Below are 12898 nucleotides of genomic sequence, written 5' to 3'. Positions count from 1 at the left end.
CATTGCCGGGAGGGCGTTTGAGCCGTCCCGCCGGGCAGTGAGGCGAGAGGGACAGGAGGCGAACGATGGCTGAGTTCCGATTTTTCGGCGCAGAAGATTCGGCGGTGAAGTCCGGGCGCGTGACGGGCCGCTCGCAGGAAACCGTGCACTACGACCCGGAGCACTCGGTTCATGCCGTCGTTCACCGGCACGCCCAGGCGGCTCCGCAGGCGACGGCAATCGTCTTCGACGACCACTCGATCAGCTATGGCGAGCTTGAGCTGATGTCCGATGCGCTTGCCACCTATCTGATCGATGCGGGCGTCACGAAGGGCGATATCGTCTGCCTCTTCGTCCCACGCTCCCTCGAAACGATCGTCGCCATGCTGGCCACCCTCAAGGTCGGCGCCGCCTATCTGCCGCTCGATACGACTTTTCCCGTCGATCATCTCGACTATGTCATCGGCGACTGCGAGCCCAAGGTGGTCTTCGTCGATACCTGCTCGCTTGCCACGATGCGCCTTGTGCCGAGCGTCAAGGGCACGATCGCCGATCTTCACGCGATCGTCGCCGATCTCGCGCAGCAAGCCGAGAGGAAGCCGTTCGAGCCAGTACCCTGCGAAGGCGGCGACATGGCATACGTCATGTACACGTCGGGTTCGACCGGTCGACCCAAGGGCGTCTCCATTCCGCATCGTGGCATTACCCGGCTCGCGCTCGATCAGAATTACGTGCAGATCGGCAGTGCCGACGTGATGCTGCACGCGGCAACAATCGCTTTCGATGCCTCCACGTTCGAGATTTGGACGACATTGACGAACGGTGGGACCATCGCCGGGTTGCCGGACGGAAATTTCTCGGTCGGCCGGCTTAGGGATGTCATCCGTGACAACGGCGTTACCTCCTCCTTGCTGACCACCGGCCTGTTCAACCTGCTCGCCGATTTCTCCTGCGGCGAACTGCCGACGTTGCGGCATATGATGTTCGGCGGCGAAGTCGCCTCTGCCGAGCACATCAAACGCTTTCAGAAGGCGCATCCGGACTGCCGACTGACAAACCTCTATGGGCCAACGGAAATCACTGTTCTGGCCACCGCCTTCGACATCCCCGCGGGGTTCGACGGCAAGGACGTGCCGATCGGCGGCGCCGTCAGCCACACCGGTATACTGATCGTCGACGAGGACCGTCGCCCGGTCGGGCGCGGCATAGAGGGAGAGCTTGTCCTCACCGGCGAGGGCGTCGCCATCGGCTATTTCCGACGCCCCGAGCTGACGGCAGAACGGTTCATCACCATCCGCACCGAACAGGGAGACGTGCGCGGCTATCTGACAGGCGATCTCGCGGTGCTCAGCGACGACGGCATCCTGCTTTTCCGGGGCAGGCGTGACCGGCAGATCAAGCTGAATGGCAAGCGCATCGAGCTTGACGAGATCGAGGCCGCCTTGCGTCGCGATCCGCGGCTCGCCGACGGTGTCGTCATCTGCCAGAATCTGGATCAGTCGCACAAGCGCATCGTTGGTTACCTGTGCCCACGTGAGGGCACCCGCGCAGACGACGCCGAGCTGATCCGCGACGTGATGGAGAGACTGCGCAACAGCCTGCCCGCCTACATGATCCCGAGCGCGGTGATCGTGCTTGACGAATTGCCATTGCATCAATCGGGCAAGGTCGACCGCGCCAGGCTTCCGCTGCCGGTGGATGCGTTGCCGGCCGAGAACGCGCCAGTCGCCAGTCGGACCGAGGCACTCTTGCAAGACCTCTGGCGCAACGTGCTCAGCCAGCAGGCCGTAGAGCTTGATCGCAATTTCTTCGATCTCGGCGGCACGTCGCTGCAGCTGATGCGGGTGCATGCGGCGCTGGAGGTCAACCTCAGCCGGTCGATCGATGTCGTTGCCCTGTTCAAGCACCCGACCATTCACGAGTTGGCGGACTTCCTCGATGGAAAGTCGTCGGCCAGTGCCCGAGCGATGACGGCGGCCGAACGTGCGGCGCTGCAAAAGAAGAACATCTCCCACTTCCGCAGGAGCGCTTCATGACCGTTTTCAACGATGCAGACGACGCCCGCGGCTCGGATCGCAATGACCAGGACGTGACCGGCATTGCGATCATCGGCATGTCCGGTCGGTTCCCGGGCGCTCCGTCGGTGGAGGCGCTTTGGGATCTCGTCTGTGAGGGGCGGGATGCCTTTTTGAAACTGAGGCCGGACGAGATCGAAGACGCATTCACTGACGAGGAACGTGCTGCCGCAAACTACGTTCCAGCCCGGCCGCAGCTCCCGGATGTCGACATGTTCGACGCCGAGTTCTTCGGCATGTTCCCGCGGGAAGCGGCGGTCACCGATCCGCAGCACCGCGTCTTTCTCGAGGTCTGCTGGGAAGCGCTCGAGCGGGCCGGGTACGATCCTCACCGCTATCCCGGCCTGGTCGGCGTCTTCGCAGGCGCCTCGATGCCCACCTATCTCATCAACAATGTCCTGGGTGAGCGGGCGAAGGTCGAGGAGTTCACCTCCAACTACCAGATCGGTTGCTTCCAGCAGATCGTCGGTTCAGTGACGGACGTTCTAGCGACCCGCATCGCCTATAAGTTCAACCTGCGCGGACCGGCGATCGCCATCCAGTCGGCCTGCTCAACGTCGCTGCTGGCCGTGTCGCAGGCCTGCCAGAACCTGCTGACCTACAGCTGCGACATGGCCCTTGCCGGTGGTGTATCGATCACGATCCCGCAACGGCGTGGCTATATCTACCAGGAGGGCGGCATGGTTTCGCCCGATGGCGTCTGCCGGCCGTTCGACGAACAGGCGGCTGGAACGGTTTTCGGCAGCGGCGCGGGCATCGTGCTGTTGAAGCGGTTGGAAGACGCGCTGAGGGATGGCGACAGGATCTTCGCGGTCATTCGCGGCTACGGCATCAACAACGACGGTTCGGACAAGATCGGGTTTACCGCGCCAAGCGTCGAGGGGCAGGCGGACGCGATTTCGTCTGCTCTGGCAAACGCGGGGGTCGATCCTTCGACAATCGGTTATGTCGAATGCCACGGCACCGCGACCCCGCTTGGTGACCCGATCGAGTTCGGCGGATTGCGCAGCGCCTTTGCCGAGGCAGGCGACAAGCGGCAGCTTTGTGCCCTGGGCTCGGTCAAGGGCAATGTCGGTCACCTCGATGCCGCTGCCGGCGTCAGCGGGCTGATCAAGACTGCGCTGGCGCTCTATCACGCCAAGATACCGGGAATGGCGAATTATCAGCGGCCGAACCCGCGCATCAATCTCGACGACAGTCCCTTCTATATTCCCGCCAGCACCACCGACTGGCCGGCCACCGAAGGTCCGCGCCGCGCCGGCGTCAGCTCGTTCGGCGTCGGCGGCACCAATGTGCATCTCGTGCTGGAGCAGGCGCCCGCGTCGCAGGGCAATGTCGACGACGTGGCGCGGGGGCCTCACATTCTGCCGCTGTCTGCCCGCAACGAGGCAGCACTTGCGGCCATGCGGGCGAACCTGCGCGATCACCTGCAGGCGAACCCTGCTTTGCCACTGTCGCAGGTCGCGCACACGCTGCAGACCGGTCGGCGCGCTTTCAGCCATCGCACCGCCATAGCTGCCAACGATATCGAGCAGGCGATTGAGCGCCTCGGCAGCGAGCGCGTAGCAAGTGGCGTTGCCACCGAAAGGCCGCCGATCGCCTTCATGTTCCCCGGCCAGGGCTCGCAATATGTCGGCATGGGCGCGGCACTCTACAGCCGCGAACCGGAATTCACCCGCTGGATTGACAGGGGCACGGAGCTGCTCCGGGCACCTTTAAAAACCGACTTGCGCGATTTCATCTGCCACAGCGGCACGGTGAGCCAGGCCATGGCCGACGAACAGCGCGAGACGCGCATCGCGCAGCCGTGCCTCTATCTCGTCGAATATGCGCTCGCGCGGTTATGGATGAGCCGCGGCTTGAAACCCGATGTCATGATCGGTCACAGCGTTGGCGAATTCGTCGCCGCGACGCTTGCCAACGTCATTTCCTTCGAGGACGGATTGCGGCTCGTGACCGCGCGCGGCCGCTTGATGCAGTCGCAGCCCCAGGGCGCGATGGTTTCCGTGCGGGCGGATGTGGAGACAGTCTCAGCCTATCTTGGCGACGAGGTCGAAATCGCTGCGGTCAACGCCCCGAAACTCTGCGTGATCTCCGGAACCTTCGCTGCCGTCGATGCTGCGTGCGCTGCGATGGAGCGCGCCGGCATCGCCTTCAGCCGGCTTCACACCTCGCATGCGTTTCATTCCGCCATGATGGACGGCGTTACCGAAGCCCTGCGCGAAGAGACGGCAAAGGTCACCTACGGCACTGCCATAACGCCGTATATCTCGTGCGTCACCGGCCAATGGCAGACGATCGAACAGGGCATGTCGCCTGACTACTGGGCGAAGCATTGCCGCGCCGCCGTCCGGTTTTCCGACGGGTTGGCGACCCTTTGCGACGGGCGCAAGCCCGTCCTGCTGGAGGTCGGCCCCGGTCGCACCCTGTCGGTCTTTGCGGCCCAGACGCTCAGCCGCGATGCGGTCACTGCCGTCGTCCAGTCGCTGCCGGAACATGATCGCGCGCATGCCGCCGGTGAAACCCTCGCCGAGGCCCACGGCAAGCTCTGGATGTCGGGCTGCGACCTCAACTGGCCAACGTCGTCCGCGAGCAAAACCCCGCTCATTCTGCCGACCTATCCGTTCCAGCGGCAGCGCCACTGGATTGACGCTCCTGCCTCCGCACGGCGCGGCGAAGGCCGGCCGGCATCGTCGGCCGAGCAGCTCCCTGCCGCCGAGCCATCTTCCACCGACACTCAAGCGCAACCGTTTGACGGGATCAAAATCATGAATGTTGCCACACCAGTTGCTGCTGCCAGCCGTATCCCTGCCTTGCAAACCTCCCTCATCACCCTGCTCAGCGACATGTCGGGGGAGGCGCTCGGACCGGGCGAGGCGGGTGCGACATTCTTGGAGCTCGGCTTTGACTCGCTCTTCATCGGCCAGTTCGCGCAAAGGATCGAGAAAGACTACAAGATCAAGCTCTCGTTCCGGGAGCTGCTGAGCAACATTCCCAGCATCCAGGATCTGGCCGCGCATCTCGACCGGCAGCTGCCGCCCGAGCCGCAGCAGGCGCCGGCATCCGCACCGGTGGCCCTGCCGTCGCTCGCAGTCGCCGCGGCGCCCGCCGTCGCAGCGCAGGCGGCCCTGCCGCTTACCGTTGCCCCCGTCACCACAGCCGCGACTGTTGCCGGCATCGAGTCCGTCCTCCAGTCGCAATTGCAGATGCTGCAGACGATCGTTACGCAGCAGTTGCAGGTGCTCCAGGCGACAGGTTCCGTCGCAGCCCCTTCCGCACAGTCGACCATTGTTGCGGCGGCGATCGCCCCTCCGATCGCGACGATTGAGCCGCAGCTGGTATCGAAGATTGAGGTCGATCGCACCGCCGATGGCGAAATCGGAGCGGAGCGCATCAAGCTCTACCGTCCCGGCGCCAAGAGCCTTTCGACCGAGATGACCCCACAGAAGCAGGCGTTCGTCGCCGACTTGATCGCCGCCTACGAGGCACGGAACGGGAAATCGAAGAGCTTCACCGGCCAGAACCGGAAGTGGCTCGCCGATCCGCGCACCGCTGCCGGTTTCCGCCAGGACTGGAAGGAGATGGTCTTCCCCGTCGTTTCCGATCGTTCGAAGGGATCGCGCATCTGGGACGTCGACGGCAATGAATATATCGATCTGGTCAACGGCATGGGTCAGACGGCCTTCGGCCATGCGCCGGATTTCGTCGTCGAGGCGGTGAAGGCGCAGGCCGACGCCGGATTTGCCATCGGCCCGCAGACGCCGCTTGCCGGCGAAGTCGCGGAACTGATCGCAGAGATGACCGGGCACGAACGCGTGACCTTCTGCAACACCGGCTCGGAGGCCGTCATGGCGGCCATGCGGGTGGCGCGCACGGTGACCGGCCGGGATCGGATCGTGATTTTCGGCAACGACTATCACGGGCAGTTCGACGAGGTGCTGGTCAAGGGCCGGAACCGGGCTGGTGCGCCGGTCGCGATACCGGTCGCCGCCGGCATCCCTGCCGCCTCCGTCGCCAACATGACGGTTCTTCGCTACGGCGATCCGGAAAGTCTTGACTGGATCAAGGCCAATGCCGGCGATATCGCCGCGGTGATCATCGAGCCGGTCCAGAGCCGTCATCCGGAATTACGGCCGGTCGAGTTTGTGCGCGAGCTGCGTGCTATTGCCACGAAATCCGAATTCGCGCTGGTTTTCGACGAGGTCGTCACCGGCTTCCGCGTCGATCCCGGTGGCATGCAGGCCGTCTGGGGCATCAAGGGCGACATGGCGACCTATGGCAAGGTCATCGGCGGCGGCATGCCGATCGGCGTGCTGGTGGGCGACAGCCGCTTCATGGATGCACTCGACGGCGGATGCTGGAATTATGGCGACGATAGCGTTCCGATGACCGCGCCGACCTTCTTTGCCGGGACCTTCGTGCGCCATCCGCTCGTGCTTGCGGCGGCGCGGGCCGTTCTTCAGCACATCAGGGGCGAGGGCGCCGCACTCTATGGCGCCGTCGCCGATCGCACGCAGGCTCTGGTCGCCGAGATCAATGCGGATCTCGCCCGGCGCGGTATCGCCAAGACCATCAACAGCTACAAGAGCTGGTTCTTTGCCGACTTCGGCAGCGACGATCCGCTGGGCTCGCTCCTCTATGCCAAGATGCGCATGCAGGGTATTCATATCCAGGACGGCTATCCCTGCTTCCTGACGACCGCCCACAGCGAGGCGGATTTCCAGGCGATCGCTGCCGCCTTCCGCACCAGTCTTGATGCGTTCCAATCGGTCGGCATCCTCGGCACGCAACGCCAGGCAGAGGATATCGCGCCGGAGCCTGCTGATGTGGCAACTGCCCGACCGTCAACGGCGCCGCTGACGGAAGCGCAAAAGGAAATCTGGTTGGCCGCCCAGGTCGGCGATGAAGCCTCCTGCTCCTTCAACGAGTCCTTCACGATGGTTCTGGACGGGCCGCTGGATCGCGAACGCTTGGGCCGGGCGCTTGATGCCGTAGTCGCACGCCATGATGCGCTGCAGATCCGGTTCGGCCGGGCGGGGGATCATTTCGAGTTCATTCCCGATTTCGTGCTCGATGTCGCCGATATCGACCTTGCCGGCGAGAACGATGCCGAGGCGCTGTTGCAGCAATTGATCGACGAAGATGCGCGCACTCCCTTCGATCTTGCCGATGGGCCACTCGTTCGGGCTTCCATCGTCAGGATGACTCCCGACAGTCACCGCCTGGTCTTCACCGCACACCACATCATCTGCGATGGCTGGTCGATCAATGTGCTGATCGAAGAGCTTGCCGCGACCTATTCCGCCTTGATGCGCAACGCCGAGGCCGGGCTCACGACGCCGCTCTCCTTTGCCACCTACGCGACCGATCTTGCTCCCAATGCGGATATATCGAACGCGACCGAACAATTCTGGCTCGACCAATACAAGGACGTCCCCGATCTGCCGGAAATGCCGCTGGACCGGCCGCGGTCGGATCGCCGCAGCTTTGCCGGCGGCACCGTCACCGGAAGCATCGAGGCGGAAACCTACAAAGCCCTGAAGAAGGCAGGTGCAAAGTCCGGCGCGACCTTGTTTTCGACGTTGCTGGCGGCGCTGCAAATCATGATCTCCCGCCTCTCCGGACAGGACGACATCGTCGTCGCCGTGCCTTCGGCCGGGCAGAGCCTGCTCGACGGCCAGACGCTCGTCGGCCATTGCGTCAACCTCCTGCCGCTTCGCCAGACGGTCTCGTCGGACAAGCGCTTCGACGAGCATCTCAAGGCGACGCAGCAGCTTGTGCTCGGTGCGTTCGAGCACCAGGATTACACCTACGGCACGCTCGTCCGTAAGCTCGGCGTCAAGCGTGACACGCACCGCTTGCCGCTGACCGAGATCCAGTTCAACCTCGAGCGGGTTCCTGACAATCTGGAGTTCGGCGGGCTGCAGACGAAGATCGCGTCGAACGCCAAGGCCTTCTCCAACTTCGATATGTTCTTCAACCTGACCGAAAGCCCCAACGGCGTTCGCATCGATGTCGACTACAATGCCGAGGTCTTCGAGCGCAGCACGATCGAGCGCTGGATCGGCCATTTCGCGACACTGGTTGCGGCGCTGGCAGCCGACATCACCCGGCCGATCCACGATCTGCCGCTCCTGTCTGCGGCCGAACAGGCCTGGCTTGCCGAGGGCCTCAACGACATGGCCGCCGACTACGATCGCGACGCATTCGTCTTCTCGCTGTTTGCCCAAAAGGCGGCCGAGCAGCCTTCCGCGATTGCCGTCGAACTCGACGGCAAGACGATGACCTATGGCGAGCTTGAAGGGCGATCCAACCAGTTGGCTTGCCAAATCCAGAAGACCGTCCCGGAGCCGGGCCAGCGCATCGCCCTTCTCGCCGAACGGTCGCTTGAAATGGTGATCGCCCTGCTGGCGATCATGAAATCGGGACATGCCTATGTGCCGCTCGACCCTGCCCATCCTGAGACCCGCCTGTCGCAAACCCTTGAGGTTGCGCGCGTTGCCGGCATGATCTGCGATAGCGACCGGGCAGAGGGACTGGCCGGCAAGGACGTCGCGATCATCCGCATCGATAGCGACGTCGACACGACCGGCGCGGCAACTGCACTGCCGAAGGTCCCCACGGACGCGGCGACGCCGGCCTACATCATCTTCACGTCGGGATCGACCGGCGCACCGAAGGGGGTCGAAGTCTCCCATCGCGCCCTGGTCAACTTCCTCACGTCGATGGCGCGGGAGCCGGGGCTTGACGATCGCGATACGATCGTCGCGGTGACGACGATCTCCTTCGACATAGCCGGCCTTGAACTCTACCTGCCGCTGATCACAGGTGCGAAGGTGGTGCTTGCCGGCCGGCACACGGTGCGCGACGGTTTTGCTCTGGTGCGGCTCGTCGAAAGCTGCGGTGCGACCGTGCTCCAGGCGACGCCGACACTCTGGCAGATGCTGGTCGAAGCCGGCCTCAGCCGCTCGAACCTCAAGATGCTGTGCGGCGGCGAGCCGCTTCCCAAGGCGCTCGCTTCTTCATTGCTCGGCCTCGGAGGCGAGCTGTGGAACATGTACGGCCCGACCGAGACGACGATCTGGTCGTCGGTGCAACGGATCGAGGATGGCGAAAAGCCGATCACCATCGGCCATCCCATCGCCAACACGCAGCTCCTCATCCTCGACAAGGCCAACCGCGTTGCCGCCATCGGCGTCACGGGTGAACTGCATATCGGCGGCGAGGGCCTTGCCAACGGCTACTTCGCCCGCCCTGATCTGACCGAGAAGGCCTTCGCCGATATCGACATCGGCACGGGAACGGTTCAGCGTCTTTACAAGACCGGCGACGTCGGTCGGCGGCTCGCGGATGGTTCGCTACAATTGCTCGGCCGGCGCGACCAGCAGATCAAGCTGCGCGGTTTCCGCATCGAGCTTGGCGATATCGAGGCTGCCATCTCCAGCGCCGCCGGCGTTCGCCAATGCGCCGTCGTCGCCGCCCCGAACAGCAATGGCGACAAGCAGCTGGTGTGCTATGTCATCCCGGAAGACCTGAGCAGCAAACCCTCGGCATCCGCGCTTGCCGCCCATGCGGAGGCCAACCTGCCGGCGCATATGGTCCCCGGTTTCTGGGTGCTTGAGGAGGCTCTCCCCCAGACGGCCAACGGCAAGCTCGACCGCAAGACGCTTGAACAGCGTGGTTTGCCGCAACGCGAGACCACGGCCATCAGGGTGCCGCCGCGCACCGCCATGGAAACGCAGCTTTGCGAGATCTGGCGCGAGGTTCTGAACGCGCAGGAGATCGGCGTCGAGGACAACCTCTACGCGCTCGGCGCGGATTCGCTGATCATCTTCCGCATCGCCGCCCGCATGCTCGACAGCGGTCTGCGCCTGGAGGCCAAACATCTGATGATGCATCCCTCCATCGCAGAACTCGCCACCTTTGCCGAGACACGCGACGACATCGATCCGAACGGCACCCAGCCGCAGGTCCCTTCGCTGAGAGATTTCCGCAATGGCGCGCGGCGCCGGTTTGAGCAGGTATCAAGAGTATGAAAGAGACAAGCAACACTGCACCTGTCGCCGAACCCACCGTGATTGCGGAGTTCCCCTGTTCCCAGACCCAGTTGCGCTGCTGGATCCTCGACCAGCTGAAGCCAGGCAATCCGGCGCTCAACGTCGCAGTCCGATGGGAGATCCGAGGCGCATTCCGATCCTCGACGTTGGAGGCCGCCTTTCGTACAGTCATCCAGCGTCATGAGGCCCTTCGCACCCGGTTCGTCGAAGTCGGCGGTAGGCCCTGCCAGCAGGTAGTCGACCAAGTCGACTTCAGGATGTCGGTCATCGACCTGCGAAACGTACCTGCCGATCAGCGCGATCAGCGTATCCTCTCGATCGGTGAGGAGACCGCGCGCGCGCCGTTCGACCTCAGCAGTCCCTACCTCTTCCGCGTTTCGCTGCTGATGGTAGAGAACGAGCGGGGCTTTCTACTGATCACCGCCCACCAGAGCTGCTTTGATGGCTGGTCGATCCGCGTGCTTGGCCGCGAGGTCGGCGAGATCGCGGCGGCGCTTGATGCCGGCCGGCAGCCGGCTGTTCCGGACCTGCCGTTGCAATACGGCGATTTCTCGCTGTGGCAGCAGGAGTATCTGAACAGCTACGGTTTCGAGACCGAGAAGTCATTCTGGTGCGAACAGCTGACCGGAGCGCCCTATTTCGAAGTTATTCCCGACACGCCGCGCGGACCGGTCAAGACCAGCCGCGGCAATATCCTGTCCGTCAACAACCCGAGCGAGTTCAGCGAGCGGATCGACGCCGCCGCCCGCGCGCATAGGGTCTCGCTCTACAGTTTCGGGGCTGCCGTCGTCAGCGCGTTGCTGCACCGCTATACCGGACATGACACCGTCATGTTCGGCTCACAGGTCGCCGGGCGCGACGAGACGGATCTGGAGAACCTTATCGGGGTCTTCATCAACAATGTTGTTCTGCGGTTCGACATGGCCGGTGACATTTCCTTTGCCGAGCATGTGCGTTTAGCAACCGCAACGGTGACGGCTGCCCTCAACCATCACAGAATGCCGTTCAACAAACTGGTCGAACTGGTCAATCCGGTGCGCGATCCCTCGCGCAACCCGCTGATCTCGGTCAACTTCAACCTGCAGAAGGCGTTCCTGGAAGACCATCAGTATGGAGGTTTCGAGCTGCTCAGCGCGCCGTCGCAATCGCCGGGTGTCATCTACGATCTGAGCTTCATCATGATCGGCAGGCCGAGCGGATGGCGCATGTCGATCGAATACAATGCCGACCTGTTTGAAAAGAGCACGATCGAATCTCTTCTGCGGCTTTGGCAGGAGGCCTATGAAGCGGCGCTGGAACGGCCCTCGGCGCCCCTTTCCTCACTGGTCATCCCTCCGAGGGAGATCAAGGCGCTGCGAGTGGAGACGGGGCCGGCAACGGCGATCGAACTGATGCTTGCGGCCCATCCATCCGTCGGTTCGGCCGTGGTGCTGGTCGAAGGCGATGGCAAGCGCGTGCATGCTTTCGTCACGCCGGCGCCGACGATCACCGAACCGCTCGATCGCCTGCCTGATGGCCTGATGGAGTATCTGAGCCGGCAGCTTTCGCAATCCGCGATGCCGGGTGGTGTCAGCGTGCTTCTCAATTTTCCGCGCGATGCCAGCGGCACCATCGATCGAACCGCGTTGCGGATACCGGCGCCGCCGACCATCCTCGCCAAGGCTGTGGCCGATCGCGTTGAGCCAACAGATGTCTCGGCACCAGTACCGGCGGCGCGAACCGACCAGACCAAGGCTCTTGCTGCGATATGGGCAGAGGTGCTCGGCGTTCCGACGGTCGCGCCCGGCGACAACTTCTTCGCGCTCGGCGGTCACTCGCTGCTGGCTTTGCGCATGCTCTCCGGCGCCAGATCGAAGCTTGGGGCAAAGGCCGACCTGGAGCTGCTCTTCAAGCAGCCGACATTCGGGGGCTTTTCCACTGCGCTGTTTGGCGAAGCGCAGCCGACCGGTACCGATCTGGAACCCGCAAGCGCCAATCCCTGGAGCGTGGGGGCCTGCGGGCGCACCGATGCGCCCTATACGCTCTACACGCTCAATCATCCGTTCCTCTACTACCGGCTTGCGACCGATCTTGGCGATACCGTCTCGGTCTATAACGCCAACATGTTCCATGCGGACCTCACCGGCGATCTCGCCTCCATGTCGCTTGAAGAGATCGCCGGGCATGCCGTCGACAGTATGGGCGCAGATATTCTGAAAGGCCCGGTCGGCGTGATGGGGCTCTGCGTCAATGGCGTGCTGGCGGTCGAAATTGCCCGCCAGCTGCGCGAGCGCGGCGCCGATCTTCGCTTCACGGCCGTCATCGATGCCTGGGCACCGGGCTATGTCAAGTCGCAGCCCCGGCTTCGGCGCCTTCGCTGGAACAGCGAGCGCCGGGTGAAGCGCGTCGGCTACTTCACGCGCAAGCTCTTTTCCGGCCGCATCAGCTTCGTCGACTATCTCAGGGAGTTCAACTTCACGCTTGCCCTGCTCAAACATCTGGGCCTGCGGGCGGGGACCTATTCCCAGGAAGAAGCAGTCAATGCCGACGTTACCGACCTGCTGGTCAATGCGGCCCGTCGCTATCGTCCGCCACCGACGAATGAAAAGTCGGTGCTTTTGTTCCGCAGTGAAGCCACCCATCGCCGTGCGCGCAAGCTGCTCTTCGGCTGGGGTGGTGCAATCACCCCGGACAGCGAGGTTTTCGACCTCGAGGGCTGGCACGAGGATAGCCTCAACAGCAACAGCATTCAGGCCCTGGCGACCATCGTCATCAACAGGTTCCGCTCCGACGAGAGCTGAACACGAC

3 protein-coding genes are annotated in these 12898 nt (G+C 63.6%); all 3 read left to right on the top strand.

Annotated elements, in window-relative coordinates; translation table 11 throughout:
• The first annotated feature begins 65 nt into the window (after positions 1–65).
• The 3 genes from C6558_RS20255 to C6558_RS20245 are packed head-to-tail and all read left to right on the top strand — an operon-like array spanning position 66 to position 12891.
• A complete protein-coding gene (locus C6558_RS20255) occupies positions 66–2015 on the top strand; it encodes a non-ribosomal peptide synthetase (RefSeq protein ID WP_025428345.1) in 1950 nt (649 codons plus the stop codon).
• Positions 2012–10090 carry a hybrid non-ribosomal peptide synthetase/type I polyketide synthase gene (locus C6558_RS20250; RefSeq protein ID WP_107027642.1) on the top strand — a complete coding sequence of 2693 codons (8079 nt, stop codon included), beginning with the start codon at positions 2012–2014 and terminating at the stop codon, positions 10088–10090. The genes C6558_RS20255 and C6558_RS20250 overlap by 4 nt, the downstream gene beginning before the upstream one ends.
• Complete coding sequence (locus tag C6558_RS20245; protein WP_107027641.1) at positions 10087–12891, top strand: condensation domain-containing protein; 2805 nt, start codon at positions 10087–10089, stop codon at positions 12889–12891. Before C6558_RS20250 ends, C6558_RS20245 begins: the two co-directional genes overlap by 4 nt.
• The last annotated feature ends 7 nt before the right edge of the window (positions 12892–12898 follow it).

Origin of the sequence: Ensifer sp. NM-2 (assembly GCF_003024455.1) — a bacterium.
GTDB lineage: Bacteria > Pseudomonadota > Alphaproteobacteria > Rhizobiales > Rhizobiaceae > Ensifer > Ensifer canadensis.
The sequence above is the reverse complement of the archived record's forward strand: the minus strand, read 5'-3'. Positions and strand labels throughout refer to the sequence as shown.